Here is an 18,922-nt window from a genome sequence, read left to right as displayed (position 1 = left end):
GACGCCGCCGTCACGCCGCGGGTGTGCGCCGCGGTCGGGGTCAGAGCCGCTCGGGGGTGCGGATGCCGAGCAGCGCCAGGCCCTGGTGGAGGGTGCGGGCGGTCAGGTCGCACAGGAAGAGCCGGTTCTCGACCTGGGCGGGTCCGCCGTCCGCGGTGAGCACCGGGCACTGCTCGTAGAAGGTGGTGAACAGCGACGCGAGCTGGAAGAGGTACGAGGCGAGCCGGTGCGGCTCGTACGTGGCGGTGACCTCGGCCAGGCTGTCCGCGAAGGCGTCGAGGTGCAGGCCGAGGGCCCGCTCGGCGGGTTCCAGGGCGAGCTCGGGGTGGGCGGCCGCGACCGCCGCGGCGCCGGCCTTGCGGAAGATCGACCGGGTCCTGGCGTAGGCGTACTGGATGTAGACGCTGGTGTCGCCGTTGAGCGAGACCATCCGGTCGAGGTCGAAGACGTAGTCCCGGCCGAGCGAGGTCGACAGGTCGGCGTACTTGACCGCGCCGATGCCGACCTGCGCGCCGTTGGCAAGGATCTCGTCCTCGGTCAGGCCGATCTTCTCGCCCTTCTCCCGGACGACCGCGGTGGCCCGCTGGACCGCCTCGTCGAGGAGGTCCTCCAGCTTGACGCTCTCCCCGGCCCGGGTCTTGAACGGCTTGCCGTCCTTGCCGAGCAGGGTGCCGAACGGCAGGTGCCGCACGTCCTCGCCGGTGAGCCAGCCGGCCCGCCGGGCGGTCTCGAAGACCATCCGGAAGTGCAGGGTCTGCCGGACGTCCACCACGTAGAGCAGGGTGTCGGCGTGCAGGTTGCCGGTCCGGTCGCGGATCGCGGACAGGTCGGTCGCCGCGTAGCCGAAGCCGCCGTCGGTCTTGCGGACGATCAGCGGGACGGGTTCGCCGTCCTTGCCCTTGATGTCGTCGAAGAAGACGCACAGCGCGCCGTTGGACCACACCGCGACGCCGGCCTTCTCCAGCAGGTCGCAGGTCTCCACCAGCATGGCGTTGTAGCCGGACTCGCCGACGATGTCCTCGTCGCGGATCTCGATGTCCAGCTTCCGGTAGACCGAGTCGAAGTAGATCTTCGACTCGTCCACGAACCGCTGCCACAGCGCGAGCGTCTCCGGGTCGCCGGCCTGGAGGTCGACCACCCGCCGCCTGGCCCGGTCCTTGAACGCCTCGTCGGACTTGAAGAGCGCGCCCGACGCCTTGTAGAGCCGGTCGAGCCGGGACATCGACGCCTCGCCGGCGTCCGTCTCGCCCTCGGTGTGGTCCAGCTCGTGCGGGTGCTCGATCAGGTACTGCACGAGCATGCCGAACTGGGTTCCCCAGTCGCCGATGTGGTGCCTGCGCACCACCGTCTCGTCGCGGAACTCCAGGATCTTCACGATGGCGTCGCCGATCACCGAGGACCGCAGGTGGCCGACGTGCATCTCCTTGGCGACGTTCGGCTGCGCGTAGTCGATGACGGTGGTGCCGGGGTGCTCCAGCGGGGGCACGCCGAGCCGGCCGTCGGCGGCGCGGGCCGCGAGGTTCGCGGTGATCGCGGCGTCCGCGACGGTGATGTTGAGGAAGCCGGGGCCGGAGACCTCGACGTGGGCGATCACGTCGTCCTCGGGCAGCGCCGCCAGCACCGCGGCGGCCAGCTCCCGCGGGTTGGCCTTGGCCCGCTTGGCCAGGCCCAGCACGCCGTTGGCCTGGAAGTCGGCCCGGTCGCTTCGGCGCAGCAGCGGGTCGGCGCCGTCGGCCGACGGCGCCGCGGCCGTGAGGGCGGCGGACACGCGCTGCTGGAGCGAAGCGGAAAGGGAGGGGACCGAGGCCATGGGGGATGCCGTTCCGTACGAGGCGATGAGTCCCCCCGATTGTCCCACGCAGCGAACCTTCGCCGCGACGAACATATCGGGGGCGCACGGGGAGAGGGGACGCCGGGCGGTCTGGGAGAATGGGGGGACGCCAAGCCCCCCATCCCAGGAAGAAGAGGACCGTGGCTCAGAGCACCGAGGCCGACTGGGTCTCCCGTTTCGCGGACGACGTCATCGCCGAGTCGGAGCGCCGCGCCCCCGGGAAACCCGTCGTCGTCGCGTCCGGGCTCAGCCCCTCGGGGCCGATCCACCTGGGCAACCTGCGCGAGGTGATGACCCCGCACCTGGTCGCCGACGAGATCCGCCGCCGCGGGTACGAGGTGCGCCACCTCATCTCCTGGGACGACTACGACCGCTACCGCAAGGTGCCGGCCGGCGTGCCCGGCGTCGACGCGTCGTGGGCCGAGCACATCGGCAGGCCGCTGACCTCGGTGCCCGCGCCCGCCGGCTCCCCGTACCCGAACTGGGCGGAGCACTTCAAGGCGCAGATGACCGCGGCGCTGGCGGCGCTCGGCGTGGAGTACGACGGGATCAGCCAGACCGCGCAGTACACCGCGGGCGCCTACCGGGCGCAGATCCTGCACGCGATGCGGCATCGCGCGGACATCGACGCGATCCTCGCGCAGTACCGGACGAAGAAGGCCGCGCCGGTCAGGCAGAAGCAGGGCGACAAGCCGGTGGACGCCGCTGAGTTGGAGGCCGTGGAGGGGTCGGGCGCGGCCGAGGAGGACGACGGCGGCGGCGCCGGCGCCGGCGGCATCGGGTACGTGCCGTACAAGCCGTACTGCGCGCAGTGCGGCAAGGACACCACGACCGTCACGGCGTGGGACGACGAGACCACCGAGCTGACGTACACCTGCGCCTGCGGGCACGGCGAGACGGTGCGGCTCAGCGAGTTCGACCGCGGGAAGCTGGTGTGGAAGGTCGACTGGCCGATGCGCTGGGCGTACGAGGGCGTGGTCTTCGAGCCGTCCGGCGTCGACCACTCCTCGCCCGGCTCGTCCTTCCAGGTCGGCGGGCAGATCGTGGGGCCGATCTTCGGCGGGGAGCAGCCGATCGGGCCGATGTACGCCTTCGTCGGCATCTCCGGCATGGCGAAGATGTCGTCGTCGCGCGGCGGGGTGCCCACCCCGGGCGACGCGCTGAAGATCATGGAGCCGCAGATCCTGCGCTGGCTGTACGCCAGGCGGCGGCCCAACCAGTCCTTCAAGATCGCCTTCGACCAGGAGATCCAGCGGCTGTACGACGAGTGGGACGCGTTGCAGCGCAAGGTCGACGAGGGTGCGGCGCTGCCGGCCGACGCGGCCGCGCACGCCCGCGCGGTGGGCACCGCGACGGGTGAACTGCCGCGCACCGCGCGGCCGTTGCCGTACCGCACGCTGGCCTCGGTGGCCGACATCACGGCGGGCGCGCAGGACCAGACGCTGCGCATCCTGTCCGAGCTGGACCCGCGGCGGCCGCCGGCCTCGCTGGCGGAGGTGCGGCCGCGGCTGGACTGCGCGGAGAACTGGATCACCACGCAGGTGCCGGCCGAACAGCGGACCGTGGTCAGGTCGGAGCCGGACGCCGGACGCCTCGCCGCGCTCGGCGAGTCCGAGCGGGCCGCGCTCGCGCTGCTCGCCGACGGCCTGGACTCCCACTGGTCGCTGGACGGCCTCACCGCGCTCGTCTACTCCGTCCCCAAGGTCCAGGCGGGCCTGGCCCCCGACGCCAAGCCCACCCCCGAACTCAAGGTCGCGCAGCGGTCCTTCTTCGTCCTGCTCTACGAACTGCTCGTCGGCCGGGACACCGGCCCGCGGCTGCCCACGCTGCTCCTGGCGGTCGGCCAGGACCGGGTCCGCACCCTGCTGGGGGCGGACGCCGCGTAAGGCCCTGGACCGCGCCGCGCCCCACCCCGAACCGCCCCCCGCACCGACCGTGCGGGGGGCGTTCTTCGTGCGGTGCGGCACGGGAATTTCATTGGCGGCATTACGCCGTCGCGATCAATTGACTTGGCGCAGACCGTGTGGATGCCCGCTTCTGCCGGAATTCAGAGGTCAAGAAGTGGCAAAGGATGGTGAGTGGCGTGAGAAAGAAGGGGCGCGCGGGGTTGTCGGAGGAGCGCCGGTGCAAGAGTGCTTCCCGGGGGCGCGCACCGGGCGGGTCCGCAGGAGGGGGGACGGCGTGAGCCGGTTCCGGTGGCCCAGTGCTGCCCTGGTCGCGACGGCAGGGGTGGCCGCGATGGCCGTGTTGGGGGCGACGGTCCAGCCCGCGGCCGCCGTGCCGCGTACGCAGGCGGTCGCTGACGCGAAGGACGAGCAGGGCCCGACCGGATCGCCGGGCGGCGGCGGCGCGAAGAGCGCAGCCGACGTCCTGGTCAACGGGTACGGCGACAGCTCCGGCTACCACCTGGCGGTCGGGACCGGCGCGGACGGGTACGCCTGGCGCGAGATCGCCGTCATCCGCCCCGGCGACATCGACGACTCCTCCTGGACCGGCTACCAGTGCGTGTCCGGCGACGGCCGCTACGCCGCGGTCGCCGTGCTGCCCGCGATGGCGGTGAACCAGGCCGCCGCACGCGACCACGGCGCGTTCGCGTACTCCGTGGACCTGCGCACCGGGAAGGCCAGGCCGGTCGCGGCGGGCGTCGCGCTGAAATACCACTCGCCGGGCTGCGGCATCGGCGACACGGCCGACTTCACCGTGAACCCCGGGAGCGACGAGCAGCGCACCCAGGTGCTGCCCGTCGACCTGGCCACCGCGAAGGCCGGCGCCCCCTCGGACGTCGCCGGCCAGGTCACCTCGGTGGTGCCCACCGCGGCGGGACCGGTCGGCGTGCTGGGCGGCTCGATCGTCCGGATACCCGCAGGGCCGCAGGCCCGGCCGGTGACCCTCGCCGACGCCGGCGGCCAGGCGTACGACCTGCGCCCGGAGTCCGGCGGCGGCGTGGACTTCGCGGTGCGGCGCGCCGGCGGCGCCGAGCCGTCGCTGCTGCGCCGGGTGCGCGACGGCCGGGTCAGCACCCTCGGCCAGGGCCCCGCCGCCTCGCTGCGGCTGCTGCAGGGCCGCGCCGGGCGGGCCGCCGCGGTCGGCGCGAGCAGCCTCACCCCCGGCTCCGGCCTGCGGAACGTCTCAGCCAAGGGCCTGCCGGGCGGCGTCCAGGCGGTGTCGCTGGAGGGCGACACCGCCATCGGCGCCGGCCCGAAGACCCAGCCCGGCGCCCCGCTGGTGCTGGACACCGGCCGGCACGCGCTGCTGCGGCGCGCCGCCGCTCCGAGCAGCGCACAGCCGGTCACCGCGCTGCCGGGACCGGTGACCGCCTCCGGCGCGGTGCGGCCGGCGGCCGCGGCGACCACCAGGACCGCGGCGACCGCCAGGACCGCGGCGACCGTGAAGAGCCCGGCGACCGCGGCCGTGCAGACCACGCCGAAGTGCGCGGTGGACCGCCTCGCCGAGGACCGCCAGGTGATGCAGCCCTCGGCGAACCAGGTGTCGTGGGCGATCGAGATGGCCGAGCAGGGCCTGCTGACCGGCTCGGCGTACCAGCGCCCGGCGAACTACGCCAACATGGGTCTGGTCGCCTACGCCCCCAACGACGACTTCCCGCGGGTGCCGCTGTCGCACCCGTCGGGCGACACGTGGGACTCGGTGCCGCGCTCGCTGTACGAGGCGATCGTCGCGCAGGAGTCCAACTACAGCCAGGCGTCCTGGCACGCGCTTCCCGGCATCCCCGGCGGCGCCCTGGTCGGCGACTACTACGGCGCCGGCGGCTCGATCTCCCAGATGGACTACGCCAAGGCCGACTGCGGCTACGGCCTCGGCCAGATCACCACCGGCATGTCCGTCGGCGACACCACGTACTCCCAGCACGGGCAGTGGAAGATCGGCGTGGACTACCAGGAGAACCTGGCGGCCGGCCTGCAGATCCTGGAGCGCACCTGGAACCAGCTGTACGCGGCCGGCATCCTGGTGAACGGCGGCGACCCGAAGTACCTGGAGAACTGGTACCTGGCCGCCTGGGCCTACAACTCCGGCATCCAGCCGACCGCCGCCTTCGGCAACACCACCGGCTGCACGCCCAGCGCCACCTGCACCGGCCCCGACGGCACCTGGGGCCTGGGCTGGGCCAACAACCCCGCCAACCCGGACTACCCGCCGACCCGCGCGCCGTACCTGCGCAGCTCGTACGCGGACGCCTCGCACCCGGCGGACTGGCCGTACCAGGAGCGGATCATGGGCTGGATGGGCCAGCCCATCCTGCGCTTCAACTCCGCGGCCTACACCACCCCGACCTACCACGGCGGGAAGAGCTGGCTGCAGATCCCGTCGCCGAACACCTTCTGCACCGTCGCGGGCGACAAGTGCGACCCCTCGGGCGCCAATCCGAAGATGTGCACCCTGTCGGACTCCGAGTGCTGGTGGCACGGCTCGGCCACGCCGATCACCGACTGCGCGACGACCTGCGCGACGAGCGCCTACACGGTCGGCTCCGGATCGGCCGAGCCCGCGGTGCAGAAGCCGCACCCGCACCCGCCGTCCTGCTCGCTGGACACCGCGCACGTGCACGACGAGGGCAGCGGCGCACCGGTGATCGTCGACGAGTCGCAGAGCAAACCGCCGCTGAACCTGGTGGGCTGCGGCTCCTCCAACTGGTCGCAGGGCGGCTCCTTCGCGATGCACTACGGCGCCGACGCGGCCGGCAACCCGGTCGGCGCGATCGACACCCACCAGCTGGGCGTCGGCTTCGGCGGCCACGTGCTGTTCACGCACACCGAGACCGGCTCGAACCCGGCGGAGATCAACACCGGCACCTGGACGCCGACCCTGCCCAAGCTGCAGTACTACAAGATCAAGCTGCACTTCCCGTCCACCGCCGCCTCGGCGACCAACGTCGTCTACAACATCAACCCCGGCGGCGGGGTGAGCCCCTGGAAGATCCGCGTCAACCAGGACTGGGGCTCCGAGGAGTGGGTGACCATCGGCACCTTCGCGATGGAGAACGGCGGCACCGTCACCCTCAGCAACAAGAGCGACATCTCCGGCTCGGGCAACATCAACTACGCCGACTACGACGTCGCGTACGACGCGGTCGCGTTCATCCCCGAGGGCGGCAGCCCCGGCCACCCCATCGGCGGCCCGCCCGGCGTGAAGGACGCCCCGAAGGGCTCCAACCCCTCGTGGGTGCAGTGCGGTTGCGTCAAGCGCACCGCGGGTGACCCGGTCGACACCAGCACCGGGTACTTCGGGGACAGCTGGACCGACCTGGCCACGCCGGGCCGCGGCATGCCGCTGGACTTCACCCGCAGCTACGCCGAGTCCGTCGCCGACCCGGCAGGACCGAACGGCTCACTCGCCGTCAACGGCCCCTTCGGCTACGGCTGGACGTACTCCTACAACCTGTCCGCCGCGACCAACGCCACCACCGGCGCCGTGACGGTCACCCAGGAGGACGGCTCCCAGGTCGGCTTCACCCTCGCCGCCGGCGCCTACACGCCGACCGCGCCGCGCTACGACGCGACGCTCACCAAGTCCGGCAGCGCGTACACCTTCACCCGCACCTCGAAGGACGTCCTCACCTTCGACACCGCCACCGGCCGGCTGACCCAGGAGACCGACCTGGCCGGCTCCAAGTCCTCCCCGGCGTACGCCACGAAGCTGGCCTACGACACCGGCGGCCACCTGTCGACGATCACCGACCCCGGCGGCCGCGTCTACACGCTGACCTGGACCGGCAGCCACATCACCGGCCTGAAGGACACCGCGGGCCGCCAGGTGACCTACGGCTACAGCGCGGCCGGCGACCTCACCGACGTCTACGGCCTCGGCACCACCCGCACCCCCTCGCTGCTCAACGACGACCACACCGTCTACACGTACACCGCCGCGCACCTGATGGCGTCGGTCCGCAAGCCGGTGCAGTACGGCTCGACCGCCACGCCGACCCCGGTGACGTCGATGACGTACGACACCGCCGAGCGGGTGCTCACCCAGACCGACCCGACCGGGAAGACCACCGGCTTCACCTACGGCCCGGACTCCGGCGCCGGGCTGGCGGCGGGCCAGACGCTGGTCACCGACCCCGCCGGGCACAAGACCCTGGACACCTACGCCGACGGCCTGCTCACCTCCGAGACCAAGGGCTACGGCACCTCCGACGCCGGCACCTGGAGCTACACCTACGACCCGGTCAGCCTCGGCGTCACCTCGGTCGCGGACCCCGACGGCAACCTGCAGACCTTCGCCTACGACGACCACGGCAACAGGATCTCCGAGAGCGACGCCCGCGGCTTCACCACCAGCTACGCCTACGACGCCGGCGACAACCTCGTCAGGAGCGTCGACCCGGCCGGCCTGGAGACCACCTACGGCTACGACGAGAGCGGCCACATCTCGGCCGGCGGCACCGGCTACGGCCTGCTCACCAGCGTCACCAAGAAGCCGGTGGACGAGGACTCCGCCACCCCGGCCCGCACGGTGAACATCTACTACGAGGACACCGCCCACCCCGCCGACAGCACCCGCACCGTCGACGCCCGCGGCAACGCCTCGTACAACAGCTACGACACCGCCGGCGACCGCGTCAGCGCCACCGACGCCGCCGGGGACAAGACGCTCTACGGCTGGGACACCGCCCGCGGCCTGATCACCTCCGTGGTCACCCCGATCGGCGCCGCGGCCGGCACCACCACCTCCTGCGTGCCCCCCGCCAAGGGCTGCCTCACCTACGCCCACGACGCGTGGGGCAACGTCACCAGGACCACCGACCCGCTCGGCCACCACGCCGACGCCACCTACGACGCCAACGGCAACCGCACGTCGTCCACCGACGGCAACGGGAAGAAGACCGGCTACGGCTACGACGCCGCCGACCGGCAGACCAGCGTGACCCGGCCCGACACCACCGTCACCCAGACCGTCTGGAACGGCGACGGCACCGTGCAGAAGACGATCGACGCGGCGACCGCCGCCGTCGGGTACGGCTACGACGGGCAGGGCCGGCAGACCTCCCGCACCGACGCGCGCAGCCGCGTCACCAAGGCCGCCTACGACCCCGCGGGGAACCTGCTCACCGTCACCGACCCCGACAACCGGGTCACCACCTACGCCTACGACCCGGCCGGGAACCCGACCTCGGTCGACTACTCCGACAGCGCCACCCCCGACACCACCGCGATCAGCTACGACCCGGCCGGCAACGTCACGTCGATGACCGACGGCAGCGGTACCAGCACCCTCACCCACGACTCCTTCGGCGACGTGACGTCCCACACCGACGGCGCCGGCGCGACCGTCGGCTACGGCTACGACGCCGACGGCAACGCCACCTCGGTGGTGTACCCCGGCTCCGCCCACACCGTCACCCGGACCTTCGACAAGGCCAACCGGCTCAGCGGCCTCACCGACTGGAACAGCAAGGCCACCACCTTCGGCTACAGCGCCGACGGGCAGTGGACGTCGACGGTCTACCCCAACGGGACCACCGCCACCACCGGCCTGAACAACGCCGACCAGTCGCTCACCGACACCCTCGCCAAGGGCGCCACCACCGTCGCCTCGCTCACCTACACCCGCGACAACGCCGGCCAGCTCGGCGGCGAGACCCCCAGCGGGCTCGCCGGAAGCGCCCAGACCTACCTGTACACGGCGAACGAGCAGGTCAAGTCCTCGACGGCCGGGTCCACCGTCACCGGCTTCGGCTACGACGCCGCCGACAACCCGACCCAGGTCGGCGCCGCGCAGCAGGTGTTCGACGCGTCGAACCAGCTGTGCTGGTCGGTCACCGGCACCCGCCCGGCCGGCGCGACCTGCGCCAGTCCGGCCGCCGGCGCCACCACCTACGGCTACAACGCCGAGGGCGACCGCACCACCTCGACCACCGCCGGGGCGACCACCACCTACGCCTACGACCAGGCCGCCCGCCTCACCGGCTTCACCAAGGGCGCGACCACCGCCGGCTACACCTACGACGGCAACGGGCTGCGCACCGGCAAGACCGTCGGGGGCGTCACCACCGCCTACACCTGGGACGACGAGACCACCCCCGACCTGCTCTCCGACGGCGCCACCAGCTACCTCTACGGTCCCGGCGGCACCCCGGTGGAGCAGATCGGGGCGAGCGCCACCCAGTGGTACTTCCACGACCAGCTCGGCTCCACCCGCGCCCTGACCGACTCCACCGGCGCCGTCACCGGCTCGTACGCCTACACGCCGTACGGCACGGTCGCCTCGCACACCGGGACGGCGGCCACACCGCTGGAGTACGCCGGGGAGTACACCGACGCCGAGAGCGGACTGCAGTACCTGCGGGCCCGCTACTACGACCCGGCCACGGGGCAGTTCCTCACCGTCGACCCGTCGGTGCGCAGCACCCTGAGCGCCTACGGCTACACGGCCGGCAACCCGCTCAACCAGGTCGACCCCACCGGCCAGTTCTGGGGGTTCGTCGCCGCGGCCGCCGTCGACCTGGTGGCCGCCGCGAGCCTGCCCGAGATCATCGTGGCGGTCGTCGTCGCCGTGGTCGTGGTGGCGGCCGTCTACTACACCGCGAGCGTCATCAACGACCGCATCAACAGCTGGGGGGACTCCTACGGCCCCTCGACCAGCTGGGACGACAACCCGGGCGTCGCGCAGAGCAAGGGCGGCCAGCAGAACAAGAGCGCGAAGCAGCTGACCGCCGCGGAGGAGGAGGCACTCAAGGCGGAGAAGGAGGGCCGGCCCTGTGACCAGAAGATCCTCAAGGCGGCCAAGCAGAAGGTCAAGTACAACCAGAAGGTGAACGAGCAGACGCGCAACGCGCAGAAGCGCAAGAGCAAGTAGGGCAAGCGGGGGCTGTGTGGGGGGGGGGGGCCGGGGGGGGGCGGGGCGACCCCCCCCCGCCCGGGGGGGGGGGGGGGGGGGGGCGGGGGGGGGCGGGGGGGGGGGGGGGGGTGGGGGGGGGGGGGGGGGGGGGGGGGGGGGGGGCGGGGGGGGGGGGGGGGGGGGGGGGGGGGGGGGGGGGGGGGGGGGGGGGGGGGGCCCGGGGCCCCCCCCCCCCCCCCCCCCGACCCGGTGCGCTTCCTGCCGCTGCTGCCGATGACGCCCAACGAGGCCGCCTGGAAGCGGGTGCACGGCGCGGCCGCGCTCCAGGACCGCTGGCTCGCCCGCGGCACCGACCTGCGCGACCCGCTGCGCGCGTCGGTCGCGCTCTAGCGGCGAACCGCCGGCGCTCCCGCGGCGCTCCCGCAGCGCCCGTGCGGCGTCACGCCGGCTGGGACGCCGGGGCCTCGTGGGCCGGGCGCGGCGAGCGGGCGACGACGTCCTCGCCGTGCACGACCGTCAGATGCCGGCGGCGTACCGCGATGACGCCCGCGCCGGCCAGCGCGGCCAGCGCGGCGACGACGAACGGGATGTGGATGTCCGTCCACTCCTCGATCTTCGGCGCGAGGTACGGGGCCGCCGCCGCCGCGAACCAGCGGACGAAGTTGTACCCGGCGGAGGCCACCGGGCGCGGCGCGTCCGAGACGCCGAGCGCCAGCTCGGTGTACACGGTGTTGTTCAGGCCGATCAGCGCACCGGAGACGATCGTGCAGACGACCGCGGTGGTGTGGCTGCCGTAGCCGAGCACCACCAGGTCGGCGGCGAGCAGCACCAGCGAGCCGCCCAGCACCCTCAGCGAACCGAGCCTGCCCTGCAGCCGCGGGGCGACCAGCACCGAGAAGACCGCGAGCAGCACGCCCCAGGCGAAGAAGACGGCGCCCGAGCGGTAGGGCGACATGTTCAGCACGAAGGGGGTGAAGGCCAGCACCGTGAAGAACGCGTAGTTGTAGAAGAACGCCGAGGCCGCCGCGGAGGCGAGGCCCCGGTGGCCGAGCGCCTTGATCGGGTCGAGCAGCGAGGTGCGGGCCGCGGGCCTGGGCTGCTCCTTGAGGAAGAAGGCGATCGCGACGAAGCCGATGGCCATCAGCGCGGCGGTGCCGAAGAACGGGTAGCGCCACTTCATGTCGCCGAGCACCGCGCCGAGCAGCGGCCCGCAGGCCATGCCGAGGCCGAGCGCCGACTCGTAGAGCAGGATCGCCTGGGCCGCGCCGCCGCTGGCCGCGCCGACGATGACGGCCAGCGAGGTGGAGACGAACAGCGCGTTGCCCAGGCCCCAGCCGGCCCGGAAGCCGACCAGCTGGGAGACCGAGTCGGAGGTGCCGGCGAGTCCGGCGAAGACCACCACCAGGGCGAGCCCGGCCAGCAGCGTCTTCTTGCCGCCGATCCGGCTGGAGACGAAGCCGGTGACCAGCATGGCCACGGCGGTGATCAGGAAGTAGCTGGTGAAGAGCAGCGAGACCTGGCTCGGGGTGGCGCTCAGGCCCTTGGCGATCGAGGGCAGGATCGGGTCGACCAGGCCGATGCCCATGAACGCGACGACGGCCGCGCCCGCGGTGGCCCACACGGCGGTCGGCTGGTGCAGCAGGCCGGTCCGCTCCCTCGCGGCGGCCTCGCCGCTGTTCCTGCCCGTGTCCAACTCGGTGTCCATGCCCGAATCCCTTCTCGCCCGGGGACGGCGACGGAAGTAGTTGTGGTGTACACATATTAGGTTGGTATTAGCAACTAATGCAACCGCCGACGGTGCGGACACCGTGCACCTTGTGGTGCCGGAGTGGTCTACGGGGGCGATCCTGCGGTCGGAACGGGCCCGGACGGGTGATCGTCCTTGACGCGGGCACAGGCCAGGAGGACCGTGGGGCCTTATGAGGGGCGAACCCAGTTGCCCGAAGTGCGGTGGCAGGGTCCGTGTGCCCGGACTCTTCTCCGACTCCTGGCAGTGCGCGGCGCACGGGGCCGTGTATCCGCTGCAACCGGTGGTGCCTCCCAGCGTCGAGGCCCTCGGCGTCGTGGTGAACCGTTCGCAGGTGCCGGTCTGGATGCCCTGGCCGCTGCCGGTCGGCTGGCTCTTCTCCGGCGTCGCCACGGTGGGCGACGACCGCAGCGGCGGCCGGGCGACCGCGGTCGTCTGCTCAGGGCCCGGACCGCTCGGGGGCCCGGGAGAACTCATGCTCATCGCCGAGGAGCTCGGCGTCGGCCTCGGTGCGCGTTTCGCCGGCATCGACGGGCCCGACCCCGGACCGGCCATGTGCGTCGACAAGCCGCCGCACGCCAAGGTCCTCGCGGCCGGCCGGCCCACACCGCTCTGGCACGTCGGCGGCGCCCCGGCGGACCGGGTGGTCTTCGCCGGCGAGGCCCGCGGGCTCTGGCTCTGGGCGGTCGTCTGGCCCGAGGAGACCGGGCTGCTGATGTACGACGAACTGGTCCTCACCGACCTGCGGGACGCCGGCGCCGAGGTCGACCTGCTGCCGTGCGGGGCGCTGACGCCGCGCCTGCTCAGCTGAGCCGCCGAGGCCGCGTCGAGCGGGGTCTGCCGGGACCGGGCCTGCCGTCGACGGGGCTGCCGTCGACGGGGATGGCGCACGCTATGCTGGCGCCCGTCCCCCCGCCCTGACGTCCCACGGAGTGAACTGTGCGTATCGACCTGCACACGCACTCCGCCGCGTCCGACGGCACGGACACCCCGGCGGACCTGGTGCGGAACGCCGCCGCCGCCGGACTGGACGTGGTCGCGCTGACCGACCACGACACGGTCGCCGGCCACCGCGAGGCGGCCGCGGCGCTGCGCGGACTGGACGCCCCGCTGACCCTCGTCACCGGCGCCGAGCTGTCCTGCGAGGTCGGCGGCATCAGCATGCACATGCTGGCCTACCTCTTCGACCCCGCCGACCCCGACCTGCACCGCGAGCGCGAACTCGTCAGGGACGACCGGGTGCCGCGGGCCCGCGCGATGGTCGCCAGGCTCCAGGAGCTGAGCGTCCCGGTGACCTGGGAGCAGGTCGCCGCGATCGCCGGCGACGGCTCGGTGGGACGGCCGCACATCGCCACCGCCATGGTCGACCTCGGCGTCGTCGCCACCGTCTCCGACGCCTTCACCGACCAGTGGCTCGCCAACGACGGCCGCGCCTACGTGCCCAAGCACGAACTCGACCCCTTCGACGCGGTGCGGCTGGTCAAGGCGGCCGGCGGCGTCACCGTCTTCGCGCACCCCGGCGCCCACAAGCGCGGCGAGACCGTGCCGGAGCCGGTGATCGCGGAGCTGGCCGCGGCCGGGCTCGACGGCCTGGAGATCGACCACGTCGACCACGACGAGCCCACCAGGGCCCGGCTGCGCGCACTGGCCGCGGACCTCGGCGTGCTCGCCACCGGGTCGAGCGACTACCACGGCAGCCGCAAGCCCGTACCGCTCGGCGCCTGCGTCACCGACCCCGAGGTCTACCGGGAGATCGCCCGGCGCGCGACCGGGGCGCAGCCCATCTCGGCGGTCTAGCGGTCCACGTCCGCACCGCCCTCCCGCCCACCGCCCGCGCGCCTCGCACAGCAGCCACCGCCTGCGCCCGCGCACCGGCCCCTCGCCCGCGCCCCGGCCGACCGGGGTGCTTCCGTACGACTGGAAGCTCCACCATGTTCGACGTCACCCTCTTCGGCTCCGTCTTCGTCACGCTCTTCGTGATCATGGACCCGCCCGGCATCACGCCGATCTTCCTCGCGCTGACCTCCGGCCGCGCCGCCAAGGTGCAGCGCCGGATGGCCTGGCAGGCCGCGTCGGTCGCGCTCGGCGTGATCACCGTCTTCGGCATCTGCGGCCAGCAGATCCTGGACTACCTGCACGTCTCGGTGCCCGCGCTGCGGGTGGCCGGCGGGCTGCTCCTGCTGCTGATCGCGCTCGACCTGCTCACCGGCAAGGCCGAGGAGCCGACCCAGACCAAGGACGTCAACGTCGCCCTGGTGCCGCTCGGCATGCCGCTGCTGGCCGGGCCCGGCGCGATCGTCACGGTCATCCTCGCGGTCCAGCACGCGGACGGCTTCGCGGCGCAGACCTCGGTCTGGCTGGCGATCATCGTGATGCACGTGGTGCTCTGGCTGACCATGCGGTACTCGCTGGCGATCATCCGGCTGATCAAGGAGGGCGGCGTGGTGCTGGTGACCAGGCTCTCCGGCATGCTGCTGTCCGCGATCGCGGTCCAGTCGGTGGCCAACGGGATCTTCGGCTTCATCCACGGCGAGGGCTGACGCCCTGCGGCGGGCGCCGCGGGACCGCCGCACCCGTCCGGACATGCGAAAGCGCCCCGTACGTCCATGCTGTACGGGGCGCCGTTGCGTGGGCCGCCTGCGGGCGGTGCCGCTCAGTGCGGGGAGCGGATGTGCGTCAGTCCGCCGGGCGGATGTAGATACGCTGGCCCAGGGCGGCTGCCTGCTGGACCACCTCGTTGACTGCGGCAGCGTCCACGACGGTGCTGTCGACGGCGCTGCCGTCTATGTCGTCGAGTCGCATGATCTCAAAGCGCATGGGGCTTCTCCCTTCGTCGCGCGTTACATGTGTGGTCAACGAACACCCCCTTCAAACTATTCCCTACGCTAAAGAAACTCTTATCCGGCCTAACTACCTGCCGGCGGCCGCCGGGACGCCCCGTTCCAGAACGCGATCAGCGCGGCCGCCGTCTCGGCCGGACGCTCCGCGTTGGGGGAGTGCCCGGCGCCCTCGATCACCACGCGCCGCGCGTCCAGCCGGACCGCCATCTCGTCCATCCACGCCACCGGCCAGGCGTAGTCCACCTCACCGGACAGTACGAGCTTCGGCAGCGGCACGGCGGCCAGTTCGCCGACCCGGTCCGGTTCTGTCATCAACTGGCGTGCGGTGGCGATCAGTTGTTCGGGAACGGTGGTCACCCACCGCCGGTGCAGGAACTCCTCCAGCCAGGAAGGGAGTTCGGGCCGGGCGCCGTTCTCCGCGTCCATCGCGCGCATCGCCTGCCAGGCCGACTCCATGTCGGTCGTCGGCAGGAAGTCGACCGCCATCCGGGTGCGGACCTGCTGCTCGGCGCAGACCGCGGCGGGCCCGGAGCTCATCAGCGTCAGCGAGGCCCAGGGGCCGGCGCCGCCGCCCTCCTCCAGCACGGCTGCCCGCACGATGTGGCCGCCCAGCGAATGGCCCAGCACGTGCAGGGGGCGCACGCCGAGCGCGTCCGCCACCGCACGCACGTCCGCGGCCAGCTCCTTCTGCGCGTACGCCGCCTCGTCGCGCGGCCCCGGGGTCTCGTGCTGGCCGCGGCCGTCCACAGCCACCACCCGGAAGCCGGCGGCCGTCAGCGGCGCGAGCAGGTCGAGGAAGTCCTCCTTGCTGCCGGTGTACCCGGGCACCAGCAGGGCGGCCCCCCGCTCCCGCGCCGCGGGCACCGCGTCCACCACCGCGAACTCGCCGCGCGAGGTGCGCAGCGCGCACGGGGTGGCGTTCGGCGGCAGGGCCAGCGAGGTGGGTCGGCTCATGCGCTGAGGCTACGCGTCCCGTATGTCCACCGGGTTGCCGTCGATTTTCCCCGCGCGCCGATCCGCGCCGATCCGCGCCGATCCGCGCCGGTCCGCGCGGTTTCGCGCCCGGCGGCGCCGCCCGGAGCCGGACGCACCACCGCCCCGGTGGGCCGGGAGGACCGGCCGCCGGGGCGGTGGTGACGTGACGGGACCGCGGATCAGTCGGTGGCCTCCACGGCCGCGGCGGCCTTGCGGGTGCGGCGGCGCGGCGTCTTGGCCACCGGGGCCTCGGCGTCGTCGGCGGCCACGGCGGCCACGGTGTCGGCGGCGTCCGCCGGAGCGGGCACCGTCGCGGCGGCCTTGCGGGTGCGGCGGCGCGGCGCCTTGGCCACCGGGGCCTCGGAAGCCTCGGCGTCCACCGCCTCCGCCGGGGCGGGCACGGTCGCGACCGCGGGGGCCGCGTCGTCCGGGGCGTCCACGGCCACGGCGGCCTTGCGGGTGCGGCGGCGCGGGGCCTTGGCCACCGGGGCCTCGGAGGCCTCGGCGTCCACCGCCTCCGCCGGGGCGGGCACGGTCGCGACCGCGGGGGCCGCGTCGTCCGGGGCGTCCACGGCCGCGGCGGCCTTGCGGGTGCGGCGGCGCGGCGTCTTGACGGCCGGCTCGGCCGCGACGGCCTCCTCGACGACGACCGGCGCCGGCGCGGCGACGGCCTCGGCCAGGGTTTCGGCGGGCGACTGCGCCGGCGACTCGGCGACGGCGACAGCCGTCACGGCCTCGGCGGACACGCCCCCGGTGCGGGCGCGGCGGCGCCTGCGGGGCGCCGGGCGCAGCGCCTCGTCGGTCCCGGCCGCGGCGGTGTCCGCCACGGTGTCCACGCTCTGCGGAGCGCCGGCCGCCTCCTGCACCGCGCTCCCGCCGCGGGTACGGCGCCGCTGGCGCGGCGTCCGGGTCCGCGCGGGACGCTCCTGCTCGGCGGAATCGGCGCCCGCGGGCGCGGAAGCGCCCTTGGGACGGCCGCCGTCCCGCGCGCCGCGCCCACCGCGCGGCCCGCGTGCGCCGGTCTCGCCGAGGTCCTCGACCTCCTCCGCGTCCAGGCCCGCCCGGGTCCTGTCGGCCCGCGGCAGTATCCCCTTGGTGCCCTCGGGGATGCGGAGCAGCTCGTAGAGGTGCGCGGAGGTGGAGTACGTCTCCTCCGGGTCGGGGAACGGCAGGTCGAGCGCCTTGTTGATGAGCTGCCAGCGCGGGATGTCGTCCCAGTCCACCAGGGTGAGCGCGATACCCGAGGCGCCGGCCCGGCCGGTGCGGCCGATCCGGTGCAGGTACGTCTTCTCGTCCTCGGGCGTCTGGTAGTTGATCACGTGCGTGACGCCCTCGACGTCGATGCCGCGGGCGGCGACGTCGGTGCAGACCAGCACGTCCACCTTGCCGTTGCGGAACGCCCGCAGCGCCTGCTCGCGGGCGCCCTGGCCGAGGTCGCCGTGCACCGCGCCGGAGGCGAAGCCGCGCTTCTCCAGCTGCTCGGCCACGTCGGCCGCGGTCCGCTTGGTGCGGCAGAAGATCATCGCGAGGCCGCGGCCCTCGGCCTGGAGCACCCGGGAGACCAGCTCCACCTTGTCCATGGAGTGCGCGCGGAAGACGTGCTGGGTGGTGTTGCGCACCGTCGCGCCCTCGTCGTCCGGCGCGGTGGCGCGGATGTGCGTGGGCTGCGACATGTAGCGGCGGGCCAGGCCGATGACCGCGCCGGGCATGGTCGCCGAGAACAGCATGGTCTGCCGGCGGACCGGCAGCATCGCCATGATCTTCTCGACGTCCGGCAGGAAGCCGAGGTCGAGCATCTCGTCGGCCTCGTCCAGCACCAGGCTCTTCACGTGCTTGAGGTTGAGCTTCTTCTGGCCCGCGAGGTCCAGCAGCCGGCCGGGCGTGCCGACGATCACGTCGACGCCCTTCTTCAGCTGCTCGACCTGCGGCTCGTAGGCGCGGCCGCCGTAGATCGCGGCGACCCGCACGTTGCGCACCTTGCCGGCGGTCAGCAGGTCGTTGGTGACCTGCTGGCACAGCTCGCGGGTGGGCACCACGACGAGCGCCTGCGGGGCGTCGGTGAGCTGCTCGGCGGTGGCGCGGCCGGCTTCGACGTCGGCGGCGACGGTGACCCGCTCCAGCAGCGGGAGGCCGAAGCCGAGGGTCTTGCCCGTGCCGGTCTTGGCCTGGCCGATGACGTCGTTGCCCGCGAGGGCGACCGGGAGCGTCATCTCCTGGATGGGGAAGGGGGTGATGATGCCGACGGCCTCGAGGGCCTCGGCGGTCTCGGCGAGGATGCCGAGGCTGCGGAAGGTCGTGGTGGTCAGGATGTTGCCTCTTCTGTGAGACGCGGCACTGTGCGGCAAGGGGGGTCGAGCAGCCGGCACACCGTAGGGAAACGGCGCCGGTCACTGACCGCGCAGATGGTGACGTGCGGCCGTAGGCCGGCCGCGGGGGCGCGGGACCGCTGCCCTCGCTCATGCCGCGAGTGGGCCCCTCCCGATGGCGGGAGGGCGGTCGGTTCGGAGCCGATCGGGCCACCGACCGGGCATCCAGGTGTTGCACACGTCGCCCGCCGGATGATCGCAGAACGCGCCGATTACCGACAGGTGCATTACCACCATACCCCCGAAACACGTAGCTGCACCCGATCAAATGTTTCGTTCGGGACTGCATCGCCGTGCGGCGGGCCGCCGCGGGGCGATGGACGGCGCGCTCACCGCTGTGCTCCCGGCGTGCCGGGACCTTGGCTAT

The 18,922-nt window shown here is 73.3% G+C and carries 10 protein-coding genes and 1 pseudogene; 6 read left to right on the top strand and 5 right to left on the bottom strand.

Features of this window, described 5'->3' with window-relative positions:
- Positions 1-40 precede the first annotated feature (40 nt).
- Positions 41-1,810: an arginine--tRNA ligase gene (argS, locus tag V2S66_RS30590; RefSeq protein ID WP_330800000.1), complete on the bottom strand. Its 1,770-nt coding sequence runs from the start codon at positions 1,808-1,810 to the stop codon at positions 41-43.
- Positions 1,811-1,929: 119 nt separating this feature from the next.
- Between argS and lysS the strand changes: the two genes are divergently transcribed.
- From lysS to V2S66_RS30575, 3 genes and pseudogenes are all read left to right on the top strand, one after another.
- Entirely contained in the window at positions 1,930-3,717 is a 1,788-nt protein-coding gene (lysS, locus tag V2S66_RS30585; protein WP_330799999.1) for a lysine--tRNA ligase, read from the top strand.
- Between the two features lie 295 nt (positions 3,718-4,012).
- The gene (locus V2S66_RS30580) at positions 4,013-10,645 is read left to right on the top strand and encodes an RHS repeat-associated core domain-containing protein (protein WP_330799998.1); all 6,633 of its coding nucleotides are present in this window, start codon (positions 4,013-4,015) and stop codon (positions 10,643-10,645) included.
- A 219-nt stretch (positions 10,646-10,864) separates the two neighbouring features.
- Positions 10,865-11,017: pseudogene (locus V2S66_RS30575) on the top strand (suppressor of fused domain protein); the annotation flags it as partial.
- Positions 11,018-11,066: 49 nt separating this feature from the next.
- Here V2S66_RS30575 and V2S66_RS30570 read toward each other — a convergent pair.
- Positions 11,067-12,332, bottom strand: a complete 1,266-nt coding sequence (locus tag V2S66_RS30570; RefSeq protein WP_330799997.1) for an MFS transporter — start codon at positions 12,330-12,332, stop codon at positions 11,067-11,069.
- Between the two features lie 214 nt (positions 12,333-12,546).
- Here V2S66_RS30570 and V2S66_RS30565 point away from each other — a divergent pair, with 214 nt between their 5' ends.
- The 3 genes from V2S66_RS30565 to V2S66_RS30555 all read left to right on the top strand — a co-directional run bounded on the left by V2S66_RS30565 (position 12,547) and on the right by V2S66_RS30555 (position 14,914).
- Positions 12,547-13,185 carry a DUF6758 family protein gene (locus tag V2S66_RS30565; protein ID WP_330799996.1) on the top strand — a complete coding sequence of 213 codons (639 nt, stop codon included), beginning with the start codon at positions 12,547-12,549 and terminating at the stop codon, positions 13,183-13,185.
- Between the two features lie 128 nt (positions 13,186-13,313).
- Positions 13,314-14,171, top strand: a complete 858-nt coding sequence (locus tag V2S66_RS30560) for a PHP domain-containing protein (RefSeq protein WP_330799995.1) — start codon at positions 13,314-13,316, stop codon at positions 14,169-14,171.
- 134 nt (positions 14,172-14,305) lie between these two features.
- Positions 14,306-14,914 carry a MarC family protein gene (locus V2S66_RS30555; RefSeq protein WP_330799994.1) on the top strand — a complete coding sequence of 203 codons (609 nt, stop codon included), beginning with the start codon at positions 14,306-14,308 and terminating at the stop codon, positions 14,912-14,914.
- A gap of 136 nt (positions 14,915-15,050) precedes the next feature.
- On the opposite strand, the gene V2S66_RS30550 is transcribed toward V2S66_RS30555, so the two are convergent.
- From V2S66_RS30550 to V2S66_RS30540, 3 genes are all read right to left on the bottom strand, one after another.
- On the bottom strand, positions 15,051-15,191 hold the full coding sequence (locus V2S66_RS30550) for a hypothetical protein (RefSeq protein ID WP_330799993.1): 141 nt from the start codon (positions 15,189-15,191) through the stop codon (positions 15,051-15,053).
- Between the two features lie 89 nt (positions 15,192-15,280).
- Entirely contained in the window at positions 15,281-16,168 is an 888-nt protein-coding gene (locus V2S66_RS30545) for an alpha/beta fold hydrolase (RefSeq protein WP_330799992.1), read from the bottom strand.
- Positions 16,169-16,368: 200 nt separating this feature from the next.
- Positions 16,369-18,534 (bottom strand): DEAD/DEAH box helicase, encoded by a 2,166-nt coding sequence (locus V2S66_RS30540; RefSeq protein ID WP_330799991.1) that lies wholly within the window; start codon positions 18,532-18,534, stop codon positions 16,369-16,371.
- Between the last annotated feature and the right edge of the window lie 388 nt (positions 18,535-18,922).

Origin of the sequence: Actinacidiphila polyblastidii (genome assembly GCF_036353415.1) — a bacterium.
Classification (GTDB): domain Bacteria; phylum Actinomycetota; class Actinomycetes; order Streptomycetales; family Streptomycetaceae; genus Actinacidiphila; species Actinacidiphila polyblastidii.
The sequence above is the reverse complement of the archived record's forward strand: the minus strand, read 5'-3'. Positions and strand labels throughout refer to the sequence as shown.

Excerpts from the sequence above, each read along its gene's own strand:
- argS (WP_330800000.1), bottom strand. The coding sequence starts at position 1,810 with ATGGCCTCGGTCCCCTCCCTTTCCGCTTCGCTCCAGCAGCGCGTGTCC.
- lysS (WP_330799999.1), top strand. The coding sequence starts at position 1,930 with ATGGGGGGACGCCAAGCCCCCCATCCCAGGAAGAAGAGGACCGTGGCT.
- V2S66_RS30570 (WP_330799997.1), bottom strand. The coding sequence starts at position 12,332 with ATGGACACCGAGTTGGACACGGGCAGGAACAGCGGCGAGGCCGCCGCG.
- V2S66_RS30565 (WP_330799996.1), top strand. The coding sequence starts at position 12,547 with ATGAGGGGCGAACCCAGTTGCCCGAAGTGCGGTGGCAGGGTCCGTGTG.
- V2S66_RS30555 (WP_330799994.1), top strand. The coding sequence starts at position 14,306 with ATGTTCGACGTCACCCTCTTCGGCTCCGTCTTCGTCACGCTCTTCGTG.
- V2S66_RS30550 (WP_330799993.1), bottom strand. The coding sequence starts at position 15,191 with ATGCGCTTTGAGATCATGCGACTCGACGACATAGACGGCAGCGCCGTC.
- V2S66_RS30545 (WP_330799992.1), bottom strand. The coding sequence starts at position 16,168 with ATGAGCCGACCCACCTCGCTGGCCCTGCCGCCGAACGCCACCCCGTGC.